Raw genomic sequence first — 424 nt, forward strand, 5'->3', positions numbered from 1 at the left:
ATTCAGGGCGGGAGGTCGACCCCGGGGAGGTCGTGGATGCATGGAATTTCATGACGGACCTCTCCAGGGTGATCGACAACGCCCCCAATCAGCTGTTTCATGCCGAGTTGATGGAGACCTATGACATCTTCTTTTCGCAGTGCGAGGTCGCTCAATCGCTTGGTCTGAGATCGATTTCCATTGCAAGGCGCGATCTGGATCGAGCCCTTGTTGTCCTGCGCGACGGAAGGCGAATGGTGCAGGGCATCCAGTTGAACATCGAACGTCCTGCGTCCTCGCCTACCGTCGGGCGCACGCATGAGATCCATTGATCTGTGGACAATGAAACGGAACGCCAGGAAGGCTGGGTTGCGGGTGGTTGGCAACTTTCTGATTGTTTCGTACACGCGCGATGTGATCTCCGGGTTTGCCATGGACCCAGCGC

General features: G+C 57.1%; 1 protein-coding gene. It reads left to right on the forward strand.

Going from position 1 to position 424, the window contains the following annotated elements; translation table 11 throughout:
- Positions 1-311: hypothetical protein (locus HR086_RS47680; RefSeq protein WP_217442279.1), on the forward strand; the 311-nt coding region annotated here is incomplete at its 5' end.
- Positions 312-424 lie beyond the last annotated feature (113 nt).

Source organism: Myxococcus sp. CA039A (assembly GCF_013336645.1).
Taxonomy (GTDB): domain Bacteria; phylum Myxococcota; class Myxococcia; order Myxococcales; family Myxococcaceae; genus Myxococcus; species Myxococcus llanfairpwllgwyngyllgogerychwyrndrobwllllantysiliogogogochensis.